This window comes from Variovorax sp. 10L426 (genome assembly GCF_056395305.1).
Map to the genome: position 1 here is coordinate 1 of NZ_JBFTJF010000024.1, position 25,340 is coordinate 25,340.

Genomic DNA, 25,340 nt, shown 5'->3' on the forward strand with positions numbered 1-25,340 from the left:
CTGACAAACAACGGGGGTAAGGGGGTCGTGTGCCTAAAAACAGCCGCGACTCCATCCAGTAGCTCACACTGGACGCAAGACCGCGCTCAATGTCCGCCACCAGGTTCGGTCAACGCCACATCGGCCTACTGATGAAATATCCGGGCTAGCCATTCATTCCGGTTTTGAGACGCCCGATCGTTGCGAATGAGCGGGGCATAACGTGAGAAATTGCCGTGCTGAGAAACTATCCGTCTTTCTGGGCGATCATTCGTCGACAAGTGTCAGCCATGACTGACAAATTCTGACTCTTGCTGAATTTTGCAAGTCAAAGCTTGCATTTTGCCGGGCGGTGGGTCAACAAGGATGCGGAAGCTATGGCTTGCAATCACGAGTCGAATGGTCACAATTGTCAGCTATGACTGACATCGCACGTCTGCCTGACGAACTTGGCCGCCAGCTACGCGAGCGCCGCGAAGCTCTGGGAATGAGCAAGTCTGAACTCGCCGAGAAGGCCGGAAAGGTTCGGGAGGTCATCTACCGGCTGGAGGCCGGTGAAGACACCACCGTGTCGTCCCTGATGGCCGTGCTGGGCGCTCTGGGCTTGGGAATGAGCCTGAAGCGAGTCGGTCTGCCTTCGGCCGAAGAGGTCGCACGCCGCTTCCAGGAAGAGGACGATGCTTCCTGAAAAAATTCGTGCCCTCTCGGTCTCGATCGGGGACGCCGAGCTTGCGGGACAGCTGCTCAAAACCTCGACCTACGAGTTCCGCTATCTGAGTCCGGACCCTGAGCAGCCGACAGTGGCCTTGCTGATGTCACCGCTCGAGCGCCTGACCTGGCAAGACGGCGACCTGTTCGCCCCGATGGACCAGAACCTGCCCGAGGGCGACTTGTTCATGAAGATTCGGGCGCTGTTTCCCAAGCAGCCGATGACGCCCATGCATCTGCTGGCATTGGTCGGCCGCAACGGCATCGGCCGGCTGGGATACAGCCTTTCGGAGTTGCCGGTTCCTGCGGCACCACGGACGCTGAGCAAGGAAGAACTGCTCAAGACGCGCTATACGCCGGAGATCTTCAACGAATTGGTGGCCGCCTATCTGAGTACCGGCGCCGGGATTGCAGGTATGCAACCCAAGATCATGGTCCCGGACCGCCCGACGGTCCCCATCCCATCGCTCATCGTGAAAGCTGCCAGCGCGGCTTACCCGGGACTGGCCGCCAATGAGTACCTGTGCTTGAGCGCGGCCCGGAGCGCCGGCATCGATGTCCCCTCGTTCGCCCTCTCCGACGATGGACAGATGCTGATACTGGACCGATTCGACTTGGTGGCCCACGAAGGCGGCCGCATTGAGCGGCTCGGCTTCGAGGACGTCGCCGCCTTGGCAGGCCTGCGCGTACGTGACGTTCTGTCGGACAGAAAGTACCAAGGCAGCTACCAACGGATCGCCGAGCTGTTGCGACAGCTGCAACTGCACAGCGACAACTTGCACCGGTTCTTCCAGCAGGTAGCCTTTTCCATCATGGTTCGCAATGGCGACGCGCACTTGAAGAACTTCGGCGTGCTGTACCGCTCCTCTGCCGAGGTATGGCTCGCCCCGATGTTCGACGTTGTGACAACCTCCATCTACAAGTACGCGCAGTACCAAGGAGGCCCCGAGCTCGAGGACCGTACGCTGGCGCTCAAGCTTTTCGCAGGCAGGCATCGAACCAAGGCCTACCCGACCACCGAAGAGCTCCACGATTTCGGCCGCCGGGTTTGCGGCGTGAGCCAGCCTGCTCGCGTGCTCGAAGCCATTGCCGGGGCTATGCACCAGATCCTCGAAGAGGCCAAAGGCGATGCGCGGGTGCCGACAGAACTCCTTGCGAAGATGAAGGGCACTTGGGAAGAGGGCATGCGATACGCCAGACCACAACGAATGTCGATGCATCGTTGACCCAAGCATCGATCCTTGAGATGCTCGATCGGTGATCAGCGAACTCCAGACATTCATTGCCGTGTGCAAGCATGGCACCTTTGCGGCCGCGGGAGATCGCATCGGCCTGACGCAGTCAGCGGTCAGCAGCCAGATCAAGCGACTCGAAGAAGCCTTAGGCTTCGAACTCTTCGACCGGACCGGGCGGTCCGCCACCTTGAACGCGGCAGGTCAAACAACGCTCGCGCGTGCGGAGGAAATCTGCGCGCTCTACGCAAAGCTCGGCGATCCACCCAGCGACACGTCCACGCGCGGGCTCCTGCGCATCGGGGCCATTGCTTCGGCGCAACCGACGCTTCTGGCGCGTGCGCTCGAACGATTTCGCAAGGCGCTTCCGCAGGTGCTCGTGCATGTGTCGCCCGGCGTGTCGATGCGCCTGATGGACGATCTGGACGCCGGACAAATCGATGCGGCCCTGATCATCCGGCCGCCGTTCGGCGTGCTGCCTGAATTGACATGGCAGGCCCTGGTGCACGAGCCCTATGTCCTCATCGCACCCAAGACCGTGCCGGGAAGGAACTGGCGAACGCTCATCCAGTCGCAGCCCTTCCTTCGCTATGACCGCGCCTCGTTCGGCGGGCGGCTGGTGCAAGGATTCCTGCGCCGCGAGGGTCTTGCGGTCCACGATTCCATCGAGATCGATGAAATATCGGGACTCATCCATCTGGCATCGAAGGGCTTGGGCGTCGCGCTGGTGCCGTTGGTCGAGGCGCACCTTCCGCTGCCGCCGGGCGTGCGCGCGATCTCGTTGGGGGAATCGACGTTCTACCGCGAGATCGGCCTGCTCAGACGCAAGCCCCGGGCCAGCCCGCCCGTCGTCGCGCAGTTCGCGGAGTGTCTGCGAGAGGCCGCCGAGGCGCGATAGGGCTTCCGCACAGACGGATTCACATGAAAAATGCACGAATCATTTCTCGGATCGTGTGGTGCGGCCTTCTCCTTCTGACAGCGCTTGTCGCCCCCGTCCTCGCCCTCGTGTCACTTCAAGATCACCTCCTCTACCATCCCGCAAAGGCCGGGATTTCAGACTTGGCGTCTGCCGGTCTTCGACCTTGGCCTTCAGCCGGCGAATTCCGCGGATTGATCGCTGATTCCGCTGGCTCGAAGCGTGGCACGGCGATTGTTTTCCATGGCAATGCAGGCCATGCGGGCGATCGCGCGTACTACGCAGAAACACTCGAGGCGCATGGCCTGCGCGTCATACTTGCCGAGTACCCAGGGTATGGCCCGCGGGATGGCAGCGTCGGTGAGACCAGTCTCGTGGACGATGCCGATGAGACGATCAGGCTGGCTTACGAGATGTATGGCGCACCGCTCATGATCGTCGGGGAGTCCTTGGGCTCTGGCGTCGCGGCGGCAGCGGCTGGGCGGCAGCGGAACCGGGTCGCAGGACTGCTGCTGATCACGGCATGGAACCGCCTGGAGAACGTGGCGGCGTATCACTACCCGTGGCTGCCTGTTCGATGGCTACTGCGCGATCGTTACGACAGCGAGACGAACCTGCGGGACTTCGGTCGTCCGATCATGGTCGTCATTGCGGAGCGCGACAGTGTCGTGCCGCCAACCTTCGGGCGGGCACTCTATGAGGCACTACCCGATCCCAAGAGATTGACCTTGGTCAAAGGTGCCGAGCACAACAACTGGCAGGCGCACCTGGACCATGGTTGGTGGACGAAGACCGTGGAATTTCTCCTTGGCCCCTGAACAGCACGAGGCGCGAATGAAAACCCAGTACTTCACAGCAACAAGTCTCGACGGGTTCATTGCGACCGAGGATGACTCGCTCGACTGGCTGTTTCCGCTTGGCGACTTGAATGCCTCCAGCTATCCGGCGTTCATCGCCAATGTGGGTGCGTTGGCAATGGGATCGGCGACTTACGAGTGGATGGTGCGCAACGCAGAAAAGGTTGCCGCTGAGACTGGCTCGACATGGCCCTATGCTCAGCCAGCCTGGATCTTCTCGAGTCGCAAGCTTCCAACCATCGAAGGTGGGAACATCCGATTCGTCAATGGCGATGTGCGACATGCGCATGCCGCAATGCGAGCCGCTGCTGGAACCCAAAACATCTGGATCGTTGGAGGCGGAGATCTCGCGGGTCAGTTCTACGATGCTGGGTTGCTGGACGAACTTGTTGTCCAGGTTGGTTCGGCCACGCTCGGCAAGGGGAAGCCGCTTTTCCCGCGCAGAGTGCTGAACCCGGTTCTGCGCCTGGTGTCTGTCCGCCAGATGGGCATTGGCATGGTCGAGTTGCGCTATGAAGTGCGCAAGGGTGATATGTGATCTCCTGGTCGATCAGAGAACTCCTCCGTCATGGCCTCGAAGAATTCAGGATTGAGTGTTGAACAGGAATCCAATGCGCATCGAGCATATTGCCCTTTGGACTGATGACCTTGAGCGTTGCAAGCAGTTCTACACGCGATATTTCGGCGCCATTGCCGGCAGCGGCTACATCAACGCGTCGAAGGGCTTCGAGTCTTGTTTCCTCAGCTTCAAGGAAGGGGCGCGCATCGAGGTCATGAAGACGACCTCGCTACGCCCTGTCGCCATCGAGCCGGGTGCTCAGCGTATGGGCTTGACGCATTTCGCGGTGTCGCTGGGGTCGGAGGCGCTCGTCGACGAACTCACGCGGCGCCTGAAGGACGACGGATATCCAGTGCTTGACGGTCCTCGAAGAACCGGGGACGGCTACTACGAGAGCGTCGTCCTCGACCCGGACGGCAACCGAATCGAGATCACCGCGTGACGGAACAGGCGAGGGTCGACTCCGGAGCTGGGCTGGAGAGCAGCCATCCAACCAGAAAGCCTGTGGTTGTCCTTGACCTCGACGGCGTGATCATCCGATCGAACTTCGTCAAGCACAGGTCAATGCTGGCATTGTTCGCCGACTACCCGGACAAGTGTGCGGCCATCGATGCCTACATCCTCGACAACGGCGGCGTTGCCCGACGCGACAAGCTGATGGCGATACTCGAAACCATCGTCGGCGTCGAGGCCACACAGGAACGACTGGCTCAGTACCTTGCGCGATATGCGAAAAGCCTTGAGGCGTCGCTCGCTGTCGCGCCGCTTGTCGAGGGCATCAAGGCGTTCGCTGCCAGGGGCGACCATGCCTTCTATGTCAGTTCGACGGCTCCGGAAGAGGAGGTACGCGACCAGCTCGTCCGGAATGGCCTCCTTCACTGCTTCGCCGGGGTCTACGGGAGTCACACCCCAAAGGCCAAGGCTCTGGCGGAAATCTCGAAGCAGCATCCCAATGAGGAGATCGTGTTCTTCGGCGATTCGCTTGGTGACCTGGACGCAGCCCGAGAAGCTCGCGTCGCATTTGTGGGGGTGACGAACGAGCGCGACAACTTCAAGGGCATTGACGTCGTGAAGCTCGAAGACTTTGGCTCACCGGAGGCGGTGAACCACGCGATGCGCGCAGCGACCCGCATGCGAAGCGGCGCTTCGGGAAGCACGCCCTCAAGGTAATCACCAATCACGCCACGGCGAACAACGAATCCAGGTTCGCGAACGACTTCATCTCGATGGCGTTGCCCGAAGGGTCGAGGAAGAACATCGTCGCTTGCTCGCCCGGTTCGCCCTTGAACCGGATGTAGGGCTCGATGACGAATGGGGTCTTGCGTGCGATGAGCTTGTCGGCCATGGCTTGCCACTGGTCCATCGGGAGCACGGCGCCGAAGTGGCGCACCGGGACGTCGTGCCCGTCGACGGCACTGTGCTGATGATGGCCGCATTCATCGGGGGCCAGGTGCGCCACGATCTGGTGGCCGTAGAAATTGAAGTCGACCCATTCGGGCGCGCTTCGGCCCTCCGGGCAACCCAGCAGCTCGCCATAGAACGCGCGGGCCTCGTCAATGTCCCGCACGGGAAACGCGAGGTGAAACGGAATCGGTGTGTGGGGCGTGGTCATGAGAGTCATCGCGGCGAGAGTTCAGGTAGCCAGACTCTAAGGAATGGCTCTCATAACCGAAAGCGATATATTTTCTTGCTGAGCTCCTCGATTCTTGATGAATGGAGGTCGAGGGAAGCACCTACCTGGGCGCAGGCAACTTCGTGCGCGCTGGTGCTGTGCTTCGTGCTCGCCGGCCCGGCCCCTGAAAGACCGAGAACTTTTCCCGAATCTCGCCAAGCAAGCTGCTCGCCGCAATCGACAACGGCCGACCACCGCGAACGATCAGCTTGACTTGCGCCGACCGGCAAAGCGGGTGCGCCAGATCGAGCGCCACGAGATGCCCCGCATCGACCTCCACCGCCGCAGCCAGCCCGGCGCCGATGAAGGTCACCCCATCCGTGGTCCGCACGAATCGCTTGAGCGCTGCCACCGAGTTGCTGCGCAGGGTCGCATGCAGCTTCACGTTCTCGGCGTATTCGAGCAACTCGACGAGGATCCCGACGCCGTAGCCCGCCGGCATGAGTCCCAGCGGATATCCCGTGATCTGCCGCAGATGCAGCGGCCCGCCGAACCGCGTGAGCGGATGGCCAGCACGAACAAGCAGCTTGGCCGGCGCGGCTGCAGTTGCGACGACTTCGAGCCGAGGCTCGGCAGGCGGGTTGTACGCGAGGCCGATGTGCGCCTCGTCGTCGACGACTGCGCGCACGAGTTCATTGGCGGGCACGGCATCGACCACGACGTCCAGCTTCGGGTGCGCGGCGCAGAAGGCCGAGACGACCTGATCCAGCAGGCCGTCGATGAAGCCCTCGCTCGCGACGATCCTGACCGTGCCGGCTTCAAGTGACTTGACCGCGCGCAACCGCTCGGCCAGTTGCTCCTGATGGGCCTGGCACCCGCGCCAGTATTCGAGCAAGTGCTGGGCGACATCGGTCGGCACGACGCCCCGGGCCTGCCGCTCGAACAGGTCCAGCCCGAGTTCCTCTTCCAGCAACGCCACCTGTCGGGTGATCACCGATGGTGCGGTGTTGAGGCTGTCCGCTGCGGCCCGGATCGAGCCGTGGGTGAGGACTTCACGGAAGTACCTCAGTCGTTTCTGGTTGATTTCGCGCATGGCGTAGTGTTGCTCAACGAGCAACGAAGTAGTCAACAGATTGCTATTGGTCGAACGATGGCAAAGGCAAAGAATCCGTTCCATCGCACCACGGAGAACGCCATGTCCGAATCCTTCAAACTTCAACGCCGCAGCTTCCTGGGCAGCGCAGCCGCCGGGATCGCCCTCGCTGAATCGCTGCTTCCGGCCTTCGCCCAGGCAGCGACGCCATCGCAGCAGAAGCCCGTCGCAGGCTCGGGCGCCGCGCCACGAAGGCTCGAACCGATCCGTCAGATCCGCGCCGGCCAACTCTATGTCGGCTACTACGAAGCCGGCCCGCGCGATGGCACGCCCGTGTTGCTGATGCACGGCTACCCCTACGACATCCACAGCTATGCCGACGTCGCGCCGCTGCTCGCTGAGCGCGGATTCCGCGTGATCGTGCCGCACCTTCGCGGTCACGGCACAACGCGCTTTCTCGACCCGTCGGCGCCGCGCAATGCGCAGCAATCCGCCGTCGCGCTGGACCAGATCGCGCTGCTCGACGCGCTGGGCATCGACCGCGCCTTGATGGTCGGCTACGACTGGGGCGCGCGCACGGCCTGCATCATCGCGGCGCTGTGGCCGGAGCGCTGCCTGGGGCTGCTGACGGTCGGCGGCTACATCGTCACCAATCTCGCTGCTGCCGGAATGCCTTTGCCGGCGAAGGCCGAACACGACTGGTGGTACCAGTACTACTTCGCGCTGGAGCGCGGCCGCGCGGGCCTGAAGGCCAACCGGCGCGACATCGCCAAAATCCTGTGGACGAACAACTCGCCGAAGTGGGACTACGACGAAGCGACTTTCGAACGCAGCGCGGCGTCTTTCGACAACCCTGACTACGTCGACATCGTGGTCCACAACTATCGCTGGCGCCTTGGCCTGGAGCCCGGACAGCCGAAGTACGACGAGTGGGAAAAGCGGCTCGCCACGCAGCCGGTGATCACCGTTCCGACGATCACGATGGACGGCGCGACCAACGGCATCGTGCCGGCCAGCGACGGCAAGGCGCAGGCGGCGAAGTTCAGCGGGCCGCGTACGCACCGAGTGGTGCAGGCCGGTCACAACGTTCCGCAGGAGGCGCCGCAGGCTTTCGTCGACGCCGTCGTGGCGTTGGCCTCGGGGCACTGACGAACATGAATGCGCCGATCCTCGCCGTGGCTTACCGATCGGCTGAAGCTCTACCAACTACCTTCTGCTAATGCTTGGGGCACAGAGACAGCGCCGCTTGCGCGTCGGTGCAACTCTTGCCTCCAGCATCGTCACTCCGCTTCGCTGGCGCAGCGGCGGTTGTCAGGGGTGCGGCATCGGGCTCTGGCTCTGTCTGCCCGTTCGGCGACATGCTCGTCAGGAGCGGCTTGATGGTGTCGGCGATGGATGCGGCGGACCAATTCCATGCGGAGGCGACCGAACTCTTGACCGACGACCAGCGCTCGGGGGAAGCGTCGGAATTCCAATGCGTGAAAGGCCCGAACAGCAACACGAGAAAGATCAACAGCAAGCCTGCGCGCATGGCCGGTGAAGTGCTGCGCGCTCGCTCCCGTCTTCTTGCTGGCGTCGACGGCAGTCGCGATCTGCCACGTGGCGGGAGTGAATCGGAGGGGGCGCCGGCAGTTGTGTGAGCGCCGAAGCGGACACCCGAAAACCTGCCGTGGCAATAGCAACAATATTTGGCACGATCGATGTTCGCCGAGTGACACGCGTCGCAGTACTTCGTCATGAAGAGGATTCCTCCTTCCGTACTTTTTTGTGTTTTCTTCGGCGTGGATGTAAGAGGAAGACGGATGTCGTTGTCTCATTTGGCGACGTGCCGCACCGCCCGGGCTCCTCGGAAAAAAGTCGCGCGACAATCGGCCCCATGAATTTCGGCAAGATCCTCGTCCCCATCGTTGGCATCGTATTGATCGGCGGGGCCTATCGCAGCTATGGCTGGGCCGGCGTGGCGCTTGCCGCCGGCGCCATGATCATGTTCGTTCTTTTGAATATCAATCGCGCGATCACGGTCTTGAGGCGCGCGGCCGACCGGCCCATCGGCTCGGTGGCGAGCGCCGTGATGCTCAACGCGAAGCTCAAGCCGAAGGCGACCCTGCTGCACGTGGTCGCGATGACGCGCGCGATCGGCGAACTCCGTACGCCCAAGGACACCCAGCCCGAAGTGTTCCGCTGGACCGACGCGGGCGGCTCGTGGGTCGATGCCACCTTCGTCGGCGGCAAGCTCACCGAATGGAAGATGGTGCGGCCGGAGGTGCCAGAGACGGTCGAGGACGATGGTGCGCAGGCGGATGCGCCCAGCGCCGACGCCGTGAAGCCCGGCGCGACGGACGCCCTGCGCCCGCCCGTTTAAAACGGCGCCGACTCGTCGGCCAGCGCTTCTTCCGCGTTTGGCGTGGCTTTGACGGCCGCAGGCGCTGCATTGACCGTCGCCGCGCCCAGTTGCATTTCACCGCCCAGCGCGTCGAGCAATTCGGGCACCAACTGGCCGAGTTCACCCGTCGCGATCGCGGCGTCCGCGTCGAAGTTGTCTTCCTTGCCCGAGGCCGGCGCGTCGTCGAGCGTGCCTTCCAGGAATACGATCTTGCGAATCTGCAGACCTTCCGTCAGCTCGAATGAAACGCGGTCGTCCCACGTCATCGCAAGGCGGGTCGGTCGCTTGCCATCGGCGATGTGCTGCCGCACTTCCTCGATGTCGAGCGGATGCTTGGCATAGCGCACCACGGCCTTCGATTCGTCACTGGCCTTGAGTTCGCATTCGCGGTCGATCGTGAAGCCGGCCGGCGGCTCCTGGGTCGACAGCCAGTTCGACATCGCGACGGCAGGCTCGACCTGCGTGTTGATCAGCGCGACCGCAAAGCCGTCGAGCGCCTTCACCAGGTTCGTCACGACTTCATCCGCGCGTGCCGCATTGCTCGAATTGACCACCAGCCGGCGCGCAGCAGGATCGATCCACACCGCCACGCGTGCGTGCCGCGTGAAGGCCAGCGGCAGCAGCTCGTGCGTGACGTCTTCCTTGAGTTCCTTCTTTTCCTTCTTGCCGGGCTTGCGGCCGGTGGTGGCTTCGATCTGCGCGGCGCGCTCGTCGACCTTGCGGCGAACCACCGAGGCCGGCAGCGTCTTGCTTTCGACCATGAATTCGAGCAGCCACTGGCCGCCGATCGATTCGGCGAGCGGGCCGTGGTCTTCGCCGCGAGGCTCGACCCAGCCGGTGGACTTCTCCTGCGAAGGGCTGCAGGGGACGAAGCGCTGCGCATCGAGGCACTTCTCGACCTGATCGAGCGACTGCGACCACGTAGGCTCGATGCGGTAGACGATGACATTCTTGAAGACGGACACTGAAACCCTTTTCTCTGGCGATTGGCAAAGCTGAGCATTGTCGGTGCGGCGCCGACGGTCGCGGTCGTAAAATCGAAAGCTTTTGCGACTTACCCCCAAACGCCTGAGGACCTAGAACATGAGCGCGCTGCCCCCCGCACTGGACGACCGTGACGGCAAGATCTGGATGGATGGTGATCTCGTGGACTGGCGCGAAGCCAAGATCCACGTGTTGACCCACACGCTGCACTACGGCTGCGGTGTCTTCGAAGGCGTGCGCGCCTACAAGACGGTCGACGGCACGGCGATCTTCCGCCTGGCGGAGCACACGGAGCGCCTCTTCAACAGCGCCAAGATCCTGCGCATGAAGATCCCGTTCACGCCCGAACAGCTCAACGAGGCGCAGAAACAGGTGGTGCGCACCAACAATCTCGACAGCTGCTACCTGCGCCCGCTGGTGTGGATCGGCTCCGAGAAGCTCGGCGTCAGCCCCAAGGGCAACCGCATCCACGCGATGGTCGCCGCATGGTCCTGGGGTGCCTACCTCGGCGAAGAAGGCATGAAGCGCGGCATCCGCGTCAAGACGTCGAGCTACACGCGCCATCACGTCAACATCACGATGACGCAAGCCAAGGCGGTGAGCAACTACAGCAACTCCATCCTGGCCAACATGGAGGCGTTGGACGACGGCTACGACGAAGCCCTGCTGTTGGACGCAAGCGGCTTCGTCTCCGAAGGCGCGGGCGAGAACATCTTCGTGGTCAAGGGTGGTGTGGTCTACACGCCCGACCTGTCGGCCGGCGCGCTCAACGGCATCACCCGCAACACCATCCTGCACATCTGCAAGGACCTCGGCATCGAAGTCGTGCAGAAGCGCATCACGCGGGACGAGGTCTACATCGCTGAAGAAGCCTTCTTCACTGGCACTGCGGCCGAAGTCACGCCGATCCGCGAACTCGACCGCGTCGAGATCGGCAAGGGTTCGCGTGGCCCCGTCACCGAAAAGATCCAGAACGCGTTCTTCGATATCGTGAACGGACGCAACCCCAAGTACGCCCACTGGCTCACGAAGATCTAAAAACCATGTCGTCTCCCAAAGCCGTCATCGAACTGCTCGCCAAGGACCTGAACGATCAGGGCGGCGTGTTCTGCCCGAACCCGAAGGCCGACATGCCGCTCTGGAGCGCGCACCCGAAGGTCTATCTCGACGTTGCCCGGACCGGCGAAGCCAAGTGCCCTTATTGCGGCACGGTCTACCGTCTCAAAGCGGGCGAGGCGGTGGGTCACCACCACTGAGCTTCAGGGCGATCCGGCGCGGCACGAGCTCGCGCCAGGCATCGCCCGGTTCCTGCGCGAGCCGCAGGTAAACCATCGTCACCCACAGGAGCGACAGCCCGATCTGCGCATCACGAAGCGCGGAGTTCAGGCTTGTCGCGATCAGCATGATCAGGATGGCGGCAAAGGCCCGGCAACCGGCCAGGTCGTTGCGTCGCCACGCAACCCACAGCGCCGTGAGAATGATCGCGAGCAGGCTCAGCGAGCCCGGGATGCCGGCTTGCGAGCCCATCCAGAGAAAGTCGTTGTGCGGCATGTTGTAGTCCGCCAGCAGCTTGGGTCCGCGCAGGTGCCATTGCTCTGTCCAGCCGCCGATGCCCCAGCCCATGACCGGCTTGTCCTCGATCATGCGCGCGGTGTCGCGGTACATGTAGTAGCGCACCACCCAGCTGCCTTCTGACACCGCGCCCGCCTGTGCGGCTTCGAGTTCCTGCAGGCCCAGCTCGAACTTCTGCTGGACTGAAGGCGTGTTCCAGATGCCGACTGCTGCCACTACGGCGACCAGCGCGATCGCGATCGCGAGCACTTCGAGTTGCTTGCGCCATTGGTGCACGCAGGCCGCCGCGATCGCCAGGATCAACGCAAGCAGCGAGGTGCGCGAGACGAGCGCGAGCGTGATGACCACAGCCACCACCAGCGTGAGCGCAAAGGCCGGCAGTGCCCGCCGAACAAACTGGTGTTCCCGGATCGCCTGGATGCCGTACACCGCGGCCGTTGCGCCCATGATGGTGAAGAGCAGGGCGTTGCTGATGGATTTGTTGCCGACCGGCATCAACACCCCGCGCCACACTTCCAGCACCGGCAGTCCCACCGTGTAGTACAGCGCGATCAGCACGAAGTTCACGAGCCCGATGAGCCAGAAGCCGCGCAGTGCCCAGAGGGCTTCGTCGCGAGTGAGCGCCTGCGCCATCAGAACCGTGGCGGCAATGCGAAGTCCATGGCCCAGGTTCGAGCCAGTCTGCGGGTAGTGCCGCCCGACAGCCAGCACGATGAGCGTCCAGGCCACGTAGATCACGACGGGCCACCACAACGGATTCGCGCGAAGCCGCGCCGCGCGTTCACGCAGCCCGCCGGCGCAGAACAACGTGATCAGCAGCAAAACCGCCGCCGCATAGGTGGCCCCGACTGGCATGAACACAGTCAGCCCCCAGAACATGGCTGCGGGACGGACGATGTTCGATCTCTGCATGGGGCGCGATTCTAGAGAGGTAACTTGTTCGAGAAACACCGCGGAACCGGCTCCGCCGGGCCGCCGGTGTTGCCCCCGGCCGGGGGTGGGCGGCTACACGAAGTGAGCCAACCTGGGGGCGAGCCAATCAGTGCGGCAGTGTGATGACGAAACTCGCGCCGCCGCCCGGGCGGTCTTCGCAGCGTACATTGCCACCGTGGCGCTCGGTGATCGACTTGACCAGTGCCAGGCCAAGGCCGACTCCGCCGTTTCTCTCGCTGGCGCCAGGCAGCCGATAGAACGGCTCGAAGATGCGCTCCCTCAGCGCCGCAGGCACCCCGGGGCCGCGGTCGTTGACGCGGATCTCCGCCGCGCCGTTGCGGCTTCCAAGTTCCACGCTGGTTTCGCCGGCACCGTAGCGACGGGCGTTTTCCAGGAGGTTGCGGATCGCACGGCGCAGCAGGCGCGGCACGCCGCGCACCGTGAGCACGTCGCCATCGGTGCCGTCGATCACATCGAGATCGGCGTCCACGCGCGCACATTCCTCGGCCGCGAGGCCGGTGAGGTCCACGGTCTCGACTGTGCCCATGTCGGCTTCCTTGGCGTCGAGCCTGCTCGCGAGAAGGATCTCGTCGATCAGCTGGTCGAGTTCGCCGATATTGCGCGAGATTTCGTCGCGCGCGGCGAGGCTGGGACGCTCGCCCATCAGCTCCAGGCCCATGCGGATGCGCGTGAGCGGAGAGCGCAGCTCGTGCGAGGCATTGGCGAGCAGCGACTTGTGCGAGCGCACCAGTTGCTCGATGCGGGCCGCGGCGGCATTGAAGCGATTGGAAAGATCGGCCACCTCGTCCTGTCCGTCCTCGGCGATGCGCACCGAGAGGTCGCCTTCGCCCCAACGCTGCACGCCGCGCTGCAGCTCTTCGAGCCGCTTGGTGATTCGCCGCACGATCGGGTAGACGCCCAGCGCGACGGCCACCCCAACCAGCGCGACCATCCAGCCCAGTCCGAATGGCGAGCGCCATGGTGCCAAAGCGGACGGCGGAGGCGGGCGATCGCGTGGCGCGACCCGCAGCGTGAGGGAGCGCCCGTCGTTCAGCGTCACGTCGAACTCCAGCCCCTGGCCCGGCACGCGCGTGGCCTTGCCGCCGCCGATGGCACGGTCCTGGTCGTCCAGCACCACGACGTCGCGCGGTACGGGCGCCAGCCTTTCGCGTTCGTACTCGGCGGCTTCTCGCACGATCCAGTTGGCGGTCAGCGTGAGGATGAAGACACCCGCGACCACCGCCAGCCAGATGCGGACGTAGAGATGACGCTGGTAAAGCTTCAGGAGCATCGACGGTTCAGTCTTGCTGCTTGGCGAACACGTAGCCGACACCGCGCACGGTGAGGATGCGCTTCGGATTCTTGGCGTCGATCTCGATCGCGGCGCGGATGCGGCCCATGTGCACGTCGATCGAGCGGTCGAAGGCTTCGAGCTCGCGGCCGCGCACGGCTTCCATGATCTGGTCGCGCGTCAGCACGCGGCCGGCGCGCTCCGCCATCGCGGTCAGCAAGTCGAACTGGTAGGAAGTGAGGTCCGCCGGATCGCCGCTGACGGTGACCGTGCGCGCATTGCGATCGATTTCGAGCGAGCCGAAGCGCATCACCGAAGGTGCGCTCGAATCGGCCGCGCCTTCGCCGCGGCGGCGCAGCACGGCGCGGATGCGGGCGAGCAGCTCACGCGGTTCGAAGGGCTTCGGCAAATAGTCGTCGGCGCCGATCTCGAGGCCGATGATGCGGTCCATCGGATCGCCCTTGGCGGTGAGCATCAGCACCGAGACCTTGGCGAGCCCGTTGGGCAACGCCCGGATGCGGCGGCAGATCTCCAACCCGTCGGTATCGGGCAGCATCAGGTCGAGGATGACGAGGTCGGGGCTGCGCTGCTGCAGCATCTCGAGCCCGCTGCCGCCGTCAGCGGCGTGGCTGAAGCCGAAACCCGACTGCGTCAGGTACTCGCCCACCATGTGGGCCAGCCGGGTGTCGTCTTCGATCATCAGGAGTTGGGGGGTACTCATGGGTCAACCTTCGTGCGCGCCTCGGTGTAGGGCGTTTGATGTTGCTAGGTTCTTCCTGCGCCGCCAAGCAGGCTTGAACGCTTCGTAAAGTTGGGTAAATGTCGTGGCGGCGGCTTTCATCCCGACGCGAAAAGCATGGGTTCGCGCGGGATCTCGGGGCCGATGGCATGCGGTCTTTCGTCCAGTGCCGCTTGCAGGCCTTCCGCGGCGAGTTCAGGGTGATCGCGGGTAGCGCGCTCCAGAATCTCGGCCGCCAGTGCGCGCAACTGCTGCGCCGAATCCCTCATCCGGCCTTCGAAGGCACGATCGTCCAGCCGGTCCGTGAGGCAGCGGTTGAGCTCGGCAAACCAAGGCAGCGCTGCCTGATCGAGCATCAGCGGCCGATTGCGGCGGAAGCTCACGCCCGACCACGCACGCAAGAATTCCTGCATGGCGACATTGAGTCGCTGGCAATGCTGGAGCTCTTCGCGCAGGCGGCCCAGCAGTGCCAGGTCGGTGAGTCGATGCTGGAAGAAGATCTGCGACAGCACCCCCCAGTAGTAGGTGTAGTCCCAGATCACCTTGACCGGCAGTACCTCGGGATCGCCGAAGAGCGAATACTGGTCGGTGTAGAGCGCCAGCGTGCTCTCATAGAACGAGTGGTAGATCTGGTCGTAGAGCTGTGCGCGCGCATCCACGGCGTGGCCGGCGCGGTCGTGCGCGATCAAATCGGTGATGTAGGTGTTGCCGACCGCGATGAAGTCACTGCCCGGCGAATAGAACGGATCGAGAAACAGGCCGGCCTCGCCCGTCAGCGCCCAGCGTTGGCCGGAAAAGACCTGCTTGCAGCCATACGAAAACCCGCGGAAGAAGGCGAAGTCCTGCAGCAGATGGCGCTTTTCGTCGAGATCGTCGTACAGGCGCGGCTGCCAGGTGCGGAGCCACTGCATCGCCTTGTCGAAGGTGTCCATCCGCTCGAGCGGGTGGATGCGCGGGTCCGCCACGATGCCGACGGAATGGGAGCCCGATGCCAGCGGAATGAGCCACACCCAGTAGCCCGCGCCCACCAGATGGTTGGTCGAGAGCCAGCGTGCCCGCGGTTCGCAGCGTTCGCGCCATTCCGGGTCGTCGGACCAGTCGTCGATCATGATGCGCTCGCCGATGCGAAACCACACGGCATTGCAGTCGTGCGCGTTGGGCTGTGCCAGGCCGAGCTTGCGCTTGAGCATGCCGGCCCGCCCGCAAGCATCGACCAGCCAGCGGGCATGAATGGCATGCGATTCGCCGTGGCGCGCCCATTCGATCCGGTGCGGGCGGTGCGCGTCTTCGGCCAGTTCGATCCGGCGGACGGTCGCGCTGTCGATGAAGCGCACACCCCGGCGAGACGCTTCCTCGGCCAGGAAGTTTTCGAAGATGCCGCGGTCGATCTGGTAGCTGGGCACCGAGAGATAGCGGCTGGCGCCGATCTCGGTGACGTTTTCGATGTCGCGCCGGCCCTCGCTGAAGAAGAACCGGAATCCGAACTTGCGCAGCTGCGCGCCGTGCATGTGTGGCTTGAGGCCGAGCACCGTGTCGAAGTAGTGCGCGCCGATCTCGACCGACGACTCGCCGACCTTGTGCGTGGCGTGTGGCACCGGATGGGTCCGGCGCTCCAGCACCACGACGTCGAGGTCGGCGAAGCGCTGTTTGAGCTGCATCGCGAGCGTGAGCCCGGCAAGGCCGCCACCCATGATCACGACGTCGTGTTCGGAGGGCGGCATGCTCATGAGACCCTCAGCCTTGCCCTTCGAGTTGCAATGTGGGTTGCAGTTGAAGCTGCAGCGAGAGCTTGGCAGACAGCGGCAGGCTGAGCGATTCGGCATCGTCGTGCGCCAGTGCCTCGAAGAAGGGAAGTGCGTCGGCCATCGCATTGGCATCGAGCGCGCGCGCGGCGTCGCTCCGCAGCGCGGGCGTCGTCGCCGGTCCGGTGGCGAGCGACCATTCGAGCGCGGCCACGGTGCGCTCGGTGCGTGTCGGCGAAACGACGAGGGCCACCGCCAGCAGGCCGCGGCTGGTCGTCACCGAAGCGAGCGCGCCCACGGCAGGCATGTCGTAGCCAACGAGCAGCACAGGCTGCTGGTCTGCGGCGCATTGCGCCGCGGCTTCGAGCAGGCCGGCGGCGAAGGTGCTTTCGTAGGCGGTCAGCGAATTGCTCGCGGCCATGCAGCCGGTGCCGATCGTCCAGTAGCCCACGGCGGCGTTGTGCACCGAGTTGTGGAACTTGATCGGCGACAGCAACTTGGGATCGGCGGCCAGCGTGCTGCACATGTAGTCGTTGATGCCCAGATCGCCGTGCGCCGATGCGAACACGCAGGGCAGGTCGGCGGCGTTTCGACCCGCGCCGGCGACCGCTGCGGTCGCGACCTCGAGCGCCAGCGCCACGGTGTCGGGCGCGCGGCGGCGCTCGGCCGGGGCGAGGACTTGCGGCGACGGCCGCTTGGCCGGCGGATCGGCCGGGCTTGCCTCGCCGCGAAAGACGGCGCTGGCAATGTCCCAGCCAGGCAATGTCGGCGCCCAGAAGGCGGGGCCTTCGATGTAGAGGGTGGGAGTCTTTGCGCCATTCATGCCGCTGCTCCTTTTCCGAAGATCAGCGAGCAGTTGTTGCCGCCGAAGCCGAAGGAATTGCTCAGCGCGTAGCGCACTTCCCCGCGTGCGGGCTTCAGCTTGATCTGCGGGCCGCATTCGGCGTCGAGCGTGGTGGTGTTCACGGTGCCGGGCTTCAGGCCCGTTTCGATCGCCAGCAGGCTGATCACGGCTTCGACGATGCCTGCCGCACCCAGTGTGTGGCCGGTGAATCCCTTGGTCGAGCTGGCGTGGGTGGTCTCGGGGAAGCGCCGCGCGACCAGCGCGCCTTCGACTTCGTCGTTCTTGGTACTGGCCGTGCCGTGCATGTTGATGTAGTCGATGGCTTCTGCCTTCAGGCCGGCGCGCGCGAGCGCATCGTCGAGCGCTTTCTCGGCACCCAGTCCTTCGGGATGAGGCGTGGACATGTGGTGCGCGTCGCTCGCTTCGCCATAGCCCAACAGTTCGAGCTTGCCCTGACCGCGCTCGACCAGCGCGAAGCCCGCGGCTTCGCCGAGGCTGATGCCGTTGCGGTTGGCGTCGAAGGGCCGGCACGGTTCAGGCGAGACCAGTTCGAGCGAATTGAAGCCGAAGAGCACGCTGCCGCAGAGCGTGTCGACGCCCCCGACCACGGCCGCATCGACCAGCCCGAGACGGATCAGGCGCTCGGCCGATGCGAACACCTTGGCGCTTGACGAACAGGCGGTGGAGATCGTTTCAGCAGGCCCTTCGAGGCCTAGCGCCTCCTGCACGAACATCGTGAGCGAATGCGGTGTATGGACCTTCGGGCGTCGCTGGTCGATCGGGAACGCGCCGTCATCCAGCCGTGTGTAGGCCGCCTCAGTTTCGCCGATGCTTGACGTGGATGTGCCCAGGATCAGCGCGATGCGCGCGGGGCCATGGCGCTTGGATGCATCGGCCACGGCCTCCATGAAGCCGTCGGCCTGCATGCCCAGCCACGCCAGTCGGTTGTTGCGGCAATCCCAGCTCGCGAGGTGCTCGGGGAGCCGCAGCTCTTCAAGGCCGTCGACGCGTCCGATCCAAGTCGGCAGCGGCGTCGGGCCGAAGTCATTGGCGCGGAGCCCGCTGCGCGACTGTTCGAGCGCGGCGAGGAGAGATGCCTTGCCGGCGCCGACGGACGACGTCGCCGTGAAGGCGCTGATGTGCAGTGGGGGGATGCGTGAAGGTGACACGATGAAGAAAGGTGTGTACCGAAGACGGCAGCGTGAAAACTGCACAGCCTAACAGCAAGCTCCCGGGGTCGGACGTCAGTGAATGCCGCGGCTGGGCTCGGGCTGGCGGGCCGCGTTGGGTCAGGACGGCGCCGAGCCGGTGGACTCAGCAGGGGCTTTTGCCTTGCCATTGCTGTACGACCGCGACGCCAGCGCCACCAGGAACAGCACCGGCACGCCCAGCATCGCCGTGCCAATGAAGAAGGCGCTGTAGCCGTGGGCGTCCACGAACGCGCCCGAATAGCCGGCGATGAACTTCGGCAACAGCAGCATCAGTGAACTGAACAACGCGTACTGCGTGGCCGAATAGCTCACGTTGGTCAGGCTTGAGAGATAGGCGATGAATGCCGCCGAGGCGATGCCTCCGGCCAGGTTGTCTGCCGACACCACGACGACGAGCGCGGTCAGGTCGTGCCCGCGCGTGGCCAGTCCCGCGAAGAGCAGGTTGCTCGCGGCGCTCAGGACGGCGCCGAGCATCAGCACCCGCATCACGCCCAGCCGCATTGACAGCACGCCGCCCACGAAGGCGCCGGCCAGCGTCATGATCACGCCGTAGATCTTGCTGACCGTCGCAACCTCGTCCTTGGTGAACCCCATGTCGACGTAGAACGGATTGGCCATGATGCCCATCACCACGTCGCTGATCCGGTAGATGGCGATCAGCGAGAGGATCAGCACGGCCTGCCACCGGTAGCGGCGGATGAAGTCGGCGAAGGGTTCGATCAGCACGCTTTCCAGCCATGCGCCGACGGTCTTCGGCTGAGGCAGCACGGTACGCACGGGTTCAGGCGACAGGAGCACGGTGATCACGCCCACGGCCATGGACCCGGCCATCACGAGATAGGCGAACTTCCACGCCGCGTTCTGGTAGCCGGTGATGCCGGACACCTCGGCCCACGCTGCGACCCACAGGACGCCCGCGCCCGCCCAGATCATCGCGAGCCGGTAACCGGTCTGGTAGGCCGCCGCCAGCGCGGCCTGCTTGCGCGTCGCCGCGGATTCGATACGGAAGGCATCGAGCGCGATGTCTTGCGTGGCGGAGGCGAAGGCGACCAGCAGCGCGCACCAGACCAGCGGCGGCAGGCCGTCGCGCGGATCGTTGAAGGCCATGCCGCAAAGCCCGGCGATCACAGCCATCTGCGCCAGCAGAAGCCAACCCCGTCGCCGCCCGAGCAGCGTGGTCAGCGGGGGGATGGGCAGTCGGTCGACCAGAGGGGCCCAGACCCACTTGAAGCCGTAGGCCAAGCCGACCCAGCTCAGGAAACCGATCGTGGTGCGGTCGACGCCGGCCTCCCGCAGGCGAAAGCTCAGCGTGCCCAGCACCAGCAGCAAGGGCAGGCCGGCAGAGAAGCCCAGCGCCAGCATGCGCAGGGTGGCGGGTTCGAGGTAGACCTTGAGCGCGTCGCGCCAGGGCGGGGAAGGAGAGGCTTCGGCAGCCGGTGGTGCGGGCATGGAGAGGTGTCGTTGAGGCCTCTCATTATTCCCGCATGTCTCGCGCAGGCGACGGTCCGGCTGTTGGCAAACGCTGGCATACGGCTTGCAAGGCATCTTGTACACAAGACAGGATGCTTAACGATGGTGCATGAAGATGGCTTGCCCGAAGGCAAGACCAAGGATCCGCAGACCCACGAGATCGCCGCGCGGGCGTGGATCACGCGCCTCGACACGCTGCTGCGCGGTGTGGACACCGGCCCGCTGTCCGGCCTGTGCTTTGCGGTCAAGGACAACATCGACGTGGCCGGCGTGCCCACCACGGCGGCGTGCCCCGCCTTCGAGCGGACGCCGACCGCACACGCCCAGGCGGTGCAGCGTCTGCTCGATGCCGGTGCAGCGGTGCTCGGAAAGACCAATCTGGACCAGTTCGCCTGCGGGCTGAGTGGCACGCGCTCGCCCTACGGTGCGGTGCCGAACAGCTTCAATGCGCGCTATGTGTCGGGCGGATCGAGTTCCGGCTCGGCCTATGCCGTGGCGACGGGGCAGGTCGATTTCGCGCTCGGCACCGACACGGCCGGCTCCGGACGTGTGCCGGCGGGGCTCAACAACATCGTCGGCATCAAGCCGTCGCGCGGCCTCGTCAGCGCGCGCGGCGTGGTGCCTGCGGCGCAGAGTGTGGATTGCGTGTCGATATTTGCCCGCACGGTGGAAGTCGCTGCCCGCGTGCTGCAGGCGGCGATGGGCTTTGATTCGGAAGACCCCTATTCGCGCGACCTCGCGCTGAAGACGCAGCCGCTGCCGAGAAGCTTTCGCTTCGGCGTTCCGTCGAAGCTCCGGTTCTTCGGCGATGCCCTGTCCGCCAAGGCCTTCGCCCGCGCCGTCGAACAGATGAAGGCGCTCGGAGGCACGCCCGTCGAGATCGACTATGCGCCGCTGGCCGAGGCCGCAGCGTTGCTCTATGACAGCGCCTTGGTGGCTGAACGCTACGCAGCCGTGCGCGACTTCTTCGACGCCCATGAGGCCGAGGTGATCGAGCCCGTGCGCGGCATCATCGCCCAAGGACGGCGCTACAGCGCGGCCGACTATGTCGATGCACGCGTGAAGCTGCAGGCGCTGGGCCAACGCGCCGCCGCCATCTGGAACGACATGGACGTCCTGATGGTGCCGACCGCGCCGACGCACTACACGATCGAAGCGATGCAGGCCGATCCGGTCGGTCTCAATCGCAACTTCGGCGAATACACCAACTTCGTGAATCTGCTCGACTATGCAGCGATCTCGGTGCCGTCGAGCATGCGGGAGGATGGCCTGCCATTCGGCATCACCTTGATCGGTCGCTGCGGCAGCGACTTCCAGCTTGCCGAGCTCGGCCAGCGCTTTCACCATGCCACGGGCCTGCCGCTGGGCGCGACCGACGAGCCGATGCCGGTGCCCGCGCCGCTGCCGCTCGTTGCGCAGCCGGCTGTGACCAAGGTGGCGGTCGTCGGTGCCCATTTGTCGGGCATGCCGCTCAACGGCCAGTTGACCGAAAGGGGCGCTCGCCTGCTGCACGCCACGTACACGGCGCCCGAATACCGCCTCTTTGCGCTGCCCGGCACGGTACCGCCGAAGCCCGGCCTCCTGCGCGTGCCGTCCGGCGAAGGCGCAGCGATCGCTGTCGAAATCTGGGAGATGCCGCTCGCGCAGTACGGCGGCTTCGTTGCGCTCATTCCGGCGCCGCTGGGCATCGGAAGTCTCGCGCTCGCCGACGGGAGCAGCGTACAAGGCTTTCTTTGCGAAGCGCTCGCCGTGGCCGATGCCGAGGACGTCACGCACCACGGCGGATGGCGCGCCTACATCGCCTCGCGCGACACCTCTGATTCTCAGGTGCAGCCATGACGCCGGCACAGATCGAAGCCTATGTCGACGCGGCCTCTGCCGCATTGGGGTTGCGGCTGCGCCCCGATCATCGGCCCGGGGTCGTGCGCTACTTCGGGCTCGCCGCGGAGTTCGCCGCGATCGTCGAAGCCGTGCCGCTCGATCCGCATGACGAAGCGGCGGTGAGTTTTGCGCCGGTCTCGCCGAAGGAGAAGGAGGAATGACCGCAGCGGAATTCCTGCGTCGCGATGCATCGGCGATGGCAGCGGCGGTGCGCGCCGGCATGGTCAGCGCGACTGCGCTCGTCCAGGCGAGCCTGGATCGCATCGACGCAACGGACGGACGCGTCAACGCCTTCACGGACGTGGTCCGCGAGCGCGCGCTGCGGCGAGCGGCGCAAGTCGACGCGTCACTGGCATCGGACAAGAGTGCCCGCACGCGCGAGCTGCCGTTGCTCGGCGTGCCTTTCGCGGTGAAGAACCTCTTCGACATCGCCGGCCTCCCGACTCTCGCCGGCTCGAAGATCGAACGCGAGAGCCAACCGGCGCGAGGCGATGCGGCGCTCGTCCGTCGCCTTGAAAGCGCTGGCGCGGTGCTGGTGGGCGCGCTCAACATGGACGAGTACGCCTACGGCTTCACCACGGAAAACAGCCACGTAGGTCCGGCGCGCAATCCGCATGACCTGTCGCGCATCGCCGGCGGTTCGTCGGGCGGGTCCGGCGCGGCCGTTGCGGCAGGGCAGGTGCCACTCTCGCTGGGCTCCGATACCAACGGATCGATCCGCGTGCCGGCGTCGCTGTGTGGCGTCTTCGGACTGAAGCCGACCTTCGGCCGTCTGCCGCGCACCGGCAGCTATCCCTTCGTGTCGAGCCTCGATCATCTCGGGCCTTTCGCGCGCTCGGTACGCGACTTGGCGCTTTCCTACGATGCGATGCAAGGTCCGGAGCCCTTCGGCCTGCGCGATCCTGGGTGCGCACAGCGCGGCGTGGAACTCACGACGCCCACACTCGTGCGCGGCCTGCAAGGGCTTCGGATCGGCGTACTGGGCGGCTACTTTCGCGACCGTGCGCAGCCCGAGGCGCTGACTGCCGTCGACGCTGTCGCGCAAGCACTGGGCGCAAGCCACACGGTCGAGCTGCCGATGGTCGAAGCCGGACGCGCCGCCGCCTTTCTCATCACCAATGCGGAGGGCGCAGCGCTGCATCTGCCTGACCTCCGTACCCGTCCGCAGGACTTCGAGCCCTTGTCGCGCGATCGCTTCCTCGCCGGTGCGCTGCTGCCCGCGGCTTGGGTTGCGCGTGCACAGCGTGTGCGTCGACGCTATGCCGAACAGGTGGCTCGGCTGTTCGAGCGCTTCGACGTGCTGATTGCCGCCTCGACGCCCTGCGCGGCGACGCCGATCGGCGCCGAGTGGTTCGAGCTCAACGGCCAGCGTCTGCCAGTCCGTCCCAACATGGGTGTGCTGACCCAGCCCATCTCATGCATCGGCCTGCCCGTGTGCGCAGTGCCTGTGTGGGGAGCGCATCCGGATCTGCCCATCGGCGTCCAGGTGATCGCTGCGCCTTGGCGCGAAGACCTCGTGCTGCGGATCGCCGCCGCGCTCGAATCCGCGGGCGTGGCCCAGGCACCCGTCGCGACCTTATGACTCGCCCCCAGGTTGCCCGCACTTCGTGTCGGGCGCCCACCCCCTGCCGGGGGCAATACCAGCGGCCCGGCGAAGCCGGTTCCGCGGTATTCCTGGAGTGGCTCGACGCACTGATTGAGGAAAGTTGTCAATGAATCACCCCATCAACTTGCCCGAGGTGCTGGCTGAAGTCACCGCAGCCTTCGATCGCTACGAAGACGCGCTGGTGAACAACAAGGTCGACGTGCTTGACGAGTTGTTCTGGGACAGCCCGCACACGCTGCGCTATGGCGCCACTGAAAACCTCTACGGCTACAGCGAGATCCAGGCCTTCCGCGCATCGCGGCCGTCGCAGGGGCTCGCCCGTGAGGTCTTGCGATCGGTCATCACCACCTACGGCCATGACTTCGCCACCGCGAACATCGAATTCCGCCGCGAGGGAAGCACAAAGACGGGGCGCCAGAGCCAGACATGGATGCGCACTGCCCAAGGCTGGCGCGTCGTCGCGGCCCACGTGAGCCTTTTGGGCTGATTTCAGGCCGAAACCGCTGGTACGGTTTATGCACACCATCTTGTATCCAAGACAGGACAACCAGCCCTCCGACCCCTTTCAACACCTCCAGGAGTCAGCACCATGAGCCAGTTCAATCGCCGCGATTCCCTCAAGTCACTTGCCGCGCTCGCGTCCGCGACCACGCTCGGCGGATGGAGCGCGCTCGCCGGCGCGCAGAAGCCGCTGACCGTCGGCGTGATCTATGTCGGTCCGCGCGACGACTACGGCTACAACCAGGCGCACGCGCAAGCAGCGGCGGAGCTCAAGAAGCTGCCTGGCGTCAAACTGGTTGAGGAAGAGAACGTGCCCGAGACGGCGGCCGTGCAGAAGACGATGACGGGGATGATCGCGCAGGACGGTGCGACGCTGCTCTTCCCGACTTCCTTTGGCTACTTCGATCCGCACATCTTGGCGGTCGCGCCCAAGAACCCGGATGTGCGCTTCTCGCACTGCGGCGGTCTCTGGACCGAAGGCAAGCACCCGAAGAACGTCGGCAGCTTCTTCGGCTACATCGACGAGTGCCAATACCTCAACGGCGTGATCGCCGGGCACATGACCAAGAGCAACAAGATCGCCTTCGTCGCTGCCAAGCCCATTCCCCAGGTGCTGCGCAACATCAACGCCTTCACCATGGGCGCGCGCTCGGTCAAGCCCAACATCACCTGCAGCGTGATCTTCACCGGCGACTGGTCGATGGCCGTCAAGGAAGCCGAGGCGACCAACAGCCTCGCCGACCAGGGCTGCGACGTGTTCACGATGCACGTCGATGGCCCCAAGGTGGTTGTCGAGACCGCGGCCAAGCGCGGCAAGATGGTGTGCGGCTACCACGCGAGCCAGGCCAAGCTCGCGCCCAACGCCTACCTGACCGGTGCGGAATGGAACTGGCTGACTGCCTACAAGACCGTCCTCGATGCCGCACAGGCCGGCAAGCCGCATCCGAACTTCCTGCGCGGTGGATTGAAAGAGGGCTACGTGAAGATGTCGCCTTACGGTCCGATGGTGACCGACGCCGCGAAGAAGAACGCCGACGATCTCAAGGCCAAGATGGTCGCGGGCAGCTTCGACATCTTCCAGGGGCCGCTGAAGGACAACAAGGGTGCGGTCGTCATCCCGGCGGGCAAGACGCTCAAACAGACCGACCTCGAACTGGAGAAGATGAACTACCTCGTGGAAGGTGTTGTCGGGGCGGTCGGCTAACCCCCAGGTTGGCTCACTTCGTA

Annotated in this window: 27 protein-coding genes; 16 read left to right on the plus strand and 11 right to left on the minus strand. The window is 64.8% G+C overall.

The genetic code is table 11. From position 1 onward, the window contains the following. Positions 1 to 397 precede the first annotated feature (397 nt). The 7 genes from AC1DHL_RS26270 (at position 398) to AC1DHL_RS26300 (ending at position 5,421) form a co-directional block, all read left to right on the plus strand. Entirely contained in the window at positions 398 to 667 is a 270-nt protein-coding gene (locus AC1DHL_RS26270) for a helix-turn-helix domain-containing protein (RefSeq protein ID WP_478163909.1), read from the plus strand. After that, positions 657 to 1,913, plus strand: a complete 1,257-nt coding sequence (locus tag AC1DHL_RS26275) for a type II toxin-antitoxin system HipA family toxin (RefSeq protein WP_478163910.1) — start codon at positions 657 to 659, stop codon at positions 1,911 to 1,913. Before AC1DHL_RS26270 ends, AC1DHL_RS26275 begins: the two co-directional genes overlap by 11 nt. A 31-nt stretch (positions 1,914 to 1,944) precedes the next feature. Beyond that, a complete protein-coding gene (locus AC1DHL_RS26280) occupies positions 1,945 to 2,817 on the plus strand; it encodes a LysR family transcriptional regulator (RefSeq protein ID WP_478163911.1) in 873 nt (290 codons plus the stop codon). A gap of 23 nt (positions 2,818 to 2,840) precedes the next feature. Further along, positions 2,841 to 3,653 carry an alpha/beta hydrolase gene (locus AC1DHL_RS26285; protein ID WP_478163912.1) on the plus strand — a complete coding sequence of 271 codons (813 nt, stop codon included), beginning with the start codon at positions 2,841 to 2,843 and terminating at the stop codon, positions 3,651 to 3,653. Positions 3,654 to 3,669: 16 nt separating this feature from the next. Beyond that, on the plus strand, positions 3,670 to 4,230 hold the full coding sequence (locus tag AC1DHL_RS26290) for a dihydrofolate reductase family protein (RefSeq protein ID WP_478103613.1): 561 nt from the start codon (positions 3,670 to 3,672) through the stop codon (positions 4,228 to 4,230). A gap of 73 nt (positions 4,231 to 4,303) precedes the next feature. Beyond that, entirely contained in the window at positions 4,304 to 4,693 is a 390-nt protein-coding gene (locus AC1DHL_RS26295; protein WP_478103615.1) for a VOC family protein, read from the plus strand. Next, entirely contained in the window at positions 4,690 to 5,421 is a 732-nt protein-coding gene (locus AC1DHL_RS26300; RefSeq protein ID WP_478103616.1) for an HAD family hydrolase, read from the plus strand. Before AC1DHL_RS26295 ends, AC1DHL_RS26300 begins: the two co-directional genes overlap by 4 nt. 7 nt (positions 5,422 to 5,428) lie before the next feature. Here the strand turns inward: AC1DHL_RS26300 and AC1DHL_RS26305 are convergent, their stop codons facing one another. Then, positions 5,429 to 5,818, minus strand: coding sequence for a VOC family protein (locus tag AC1DHL_RS26305; protein WP_478163939.1), 390 nt, complete (start codon positions 5,816 to 5,818; stop codon positions 5,429 to 5,431). Positions 5,819 to 5,984: 166 nt separating this feature from the next. Further along, on the minus strand, positions 5,985 to 6,956 hold the full coding sequence (locus tag AC1DHL_RS26310) for a LysR substrate-binding domain-containing protein (RefSeq protein WP_478163913.1): 972 nt from the start codon (positions 6,954 to 6,956) through the stop codon (positions 5,985 to 5,987). Between the two features lie 102 nt (positions 6,957 to 7,058). Here AC1DHL_RS26310 and AC1DHL_RS26315 point away from each other — a divergent pair, with 102 nt between their 5' ends. After that, positions 7,059 to 8,105: an alpha/beta fold hydrolase gene (locus AC1DHL_RS26315; RefSeq protein WP_478163914.1), complete on the plus strand. Its 1,047-nt coding sequence runs from the start codon at positions 7,059 to 7,061 to the stop codon at positions 8,103 to 8,105. 67 nt (positions 8,106 to 8,172) lie between these two features. Here AC1DHL_RS26315 and AC1DHL_RS26320 read toward each other — a convergent pair whose 3' ends face one another. Next, positions 8,173 to 8,487 carry a hypothetical protein gene (locus AC1DHL_RS26320; RefSeq protein ID WP_478163915.1) on the minus strand — a complete coding sequence of 105 codons (315 nt, stop codon included), beginning with the start codon at positions 8,485 to 8,487 and terminating at the stop codon, positions 8,173 to 8,175. A gap of 345 nt (positions 8,488 to 8,832) precedes the next feature. Here AC1DHL_RS26320 and AC1DHL_RS26325 point away from each other — a divergent pair, with 345 nt between their 5' ends. Then, positions 8,833 to 9,318 (plus strand): glycerate kinase, encoded by a 486-nt coding sequence (locus AC1DHL_RS26325; RefSeq protein ID WP_478103621.1) that lies wholly within the window; start codon positions 8,833 to 8,835, stop codon positions 9,316 to 9,318. On the opposite strand, the gene AC1DHL_RS26330 is transcribed toward AC1DHL_RS26325, so the two are convergent. Then, on the minus strand, positions 9,315 to 10,304 hold the full coding sequence (locus tag AC1DHL_RS26330; RefSeq protein ID WP_478103623.1) for a recombination-associated protein RdgC: 990 nt from the start codon (positions 10,302 to 10,304) through the stop codon (positions 9,315 to 9,317). The genes AC1DHL_RS26325 and AC1DHL_RS26330 overlap by 4 nt on opposite strands. A 118-nt stretch (positions 10,305 to 10,422) precedes the next feature. On the opposite strand from AC1DHL_RS26330, the gene AC1DHL_RS26335 reads away from it, so the two are divergent. Together AC1DHL_RS26335 and AC1DHL_RS26340 are read left to right on the plus strand one after the other, a co-directional pair. Next, positions 10,423 to 11,361: a branched-chain amino acid transaminase gene (locus tag AC1DHL_RS26335; RefSeq protein ID WP_478103624.1), complete on the plus strand. Its 939-nt coding sequence runs from the start codon at positions 10,423 to 10,425 to the stop codon at positions 11,359 to 11,361. Positions 11,362 to 11,366: 5 nt separating this feature from the next. Beyond that, the gene (locus AC1DHL_RS26340; RefSeq protein WP_478103625.1) at positions 11,367 to 11,579 is read left to right on the plus strand and encodes a zinc-finger domain-containing protein; all 213 of its coding nucleotides are present in this window, start codon (positions 11,367 to 11,369) and stop codon (positions 11,577 to 11,579) included. On the opposite strand, the gene AC1DHL_RS26345 is transcribed toward AC1DHL_RS26340, so the two are convergent. The 7 genes from AC1DHL_RS26345 to AC1DHL_RS26375 all read right to left on the minus strand — a co-directional run bounded on the left by AC1DHL_RS26345 (position 11,545) and on the right by AC1DHL_RS26375 (position 20,104). Continuing rightward, a complete protein-coding gene (locus AC1DHL_RS26345; protein WP_478163916.1) occupies positions 11,545 to 12,807 on the minus strand; it encodes an O-antigen ligase family protein in 1,263 nt (420 codons plus the stop codon). The genes AC1DHL_RS26340 and AC1DHL_RS26345 overlap by 35 nt on opposite strands. Before the next feature lie 127 nt (positions 12,808 to 12,934). Next, complete coding sequence (locus AC1DHL_RS26350) at positions 12,935 to 14,119, minus strand: ATP-binding protein (RefSeq protein ID WP_478163917.1); 1,185 nt, start codon at positions 14,117 to 14,119, stop codon at positions 12,935 to 12,937. Positions 14,120 to 14,126: 7 nt separating this feature from the next. After that, positions 14,127 to 14,840: a response regulator gene (locus AC1DHL_RS26355; protein WP_478103629.1), complete on the minus strand. Its 714-nt coding sequence runs from the start codon at positions 14,838 to 14,840 to the stop codon at positions 14,127 to 14,129. A gap of 116 nt (positions 14,841 to 14,956) precedes the next feature. Further along, positions 14,957 to 16,585 (minus strand): NAD(P)/FAD-dependent oxidoreductase, encoded by a 1,629-nt coding sequence (locus AC1DHL_RS26360; RefSeq protein WP_478163918.1) that lies wholly within the window; start codon positions 16,583 to 16,585, stop codon positions 14,957 to 14,959. 7 nt (positions 16,586 to 16,592) lie between these two features. Beyond that, positions 16,593 to 17,423 (minus strand): beta-ketoacyl synthase chain length factor, encoded by an 831-nt coding sequence (locus AC1DHL_RS26365; protein ID WP_478163919.1) that lies wholly within the window; start codon positions 17,421 to 17,423, stop codon positions 16,593 to 16,595. Then, positions 17,420 to 18,613, minus strand: coding sequence for a beta-ketoacyl-[acyl-carrier-protein] synthase family protein (locus AC1DHL_RS26370; protein ID WP_478163920.1), 1,194 nt, complete (start codon positions 18,611 to 18,613; stop codon positions 17,420 to 17,422). Before AC1DHL_RS26370 ends, AC1DHL_RS26365 begins: the two co-directional genes overlap by 4 nt. A gap of 120 nt (positions 18,614 to 18,733) precedes the next feature. Then, complete coding sequence (locus tag AC1DHL_RS26375; protein WP_478163921.1) at positions 18,734 to 20,104, minus strand: AmpG family muropeptide MFS transporter; 1,371 nt, start codon at positions 20,102 to 20,104, stop codon at positions 18,734 to 18,736. Between the two features lie 123 nt (positions 20,105 to 20,227). Between AC1DHL_RS26375 and atzF the strand changes: the two genes are divergently transcribed. The 5 genes from atzF to AC1DHL_RS26400 all read left to right on the plus strand — a co-directional run bounded on the left by atzF (position 20,228) and on the right by AC1DHL_RS26400 (position 25,317). Beyond that, on the plus strand, positions 20,228 to 21,964 hold the full coding sequence (gene atzF / locus AC1DHL_RS26380; RefSeq protein ID WP_478163922.1) for an allophanate hydrolase: 1,737 nt from the start codon (positions 20,228 to 20,230) through the stop codon (positions 21,962 to 21,964). Continuing rightward, positions 21,961 to 22,167, plus strand: coding sequence for a DUF4089 domain-containing protein (locus tag AC1DHL_RS26385; protein ID WP_478103637.1), 207 nt, complete (start codon positions 21,961 to 21,963; stop codon positions 22,165 to 22,167). The genes atzF and AC1DHL_RS26385 overlap by 4 nt, the downstream gene beginning before the upstream one ends. Next, the gene (locus AC1DHL_RS26390; RefSeq protein WP_478163923.1) at positions 22,164 to 23,588 is read left to right on the plus strand and encodes an AtzE family amidohydrolase; all 1,425 of its coding nucleotides are present in this window, start codon (positions 22,164 to 22,166) and stop codon (positions 23,586 to 23,588) included. The genes AC1DHL_RS26385 and AC1DHL_RS26390 overlap by 4 nt, the downstream gene beginning before the upstream one ends. Before the next feature lie 130 nt (positions 23,589 to 23,718). Beyond that, positions 23,719 to 24,099: an oxalurate catabolism protein HpxZ gene (hpxZ, locus tag AC1DHL_RS26395; RefSeq protein ID WP_478163924.1), complete on the plus strand. Its 381-nt coding sequence runs from the start codon at positions 23,719 to 23,721 to the stop codon at positions 24,097 to 24,099. Positions 24,100 to 24,201: 102 nt separating this feature from the next. After that, positions 24,202 to 25,317: a BMP family ABC transporter substrate-binding protein gene (locus tag AC1DHL_RS26400; protein WP_478103641.1), complete on the plus strand. Its 1,116-nt coding sequence runs from the start codon at positions 24,202 to 24,204 to the stop codon at positions 25,315 to 25,317. Positions 25,318 to 25,340 lie beyond the last annotated feature (23 nt).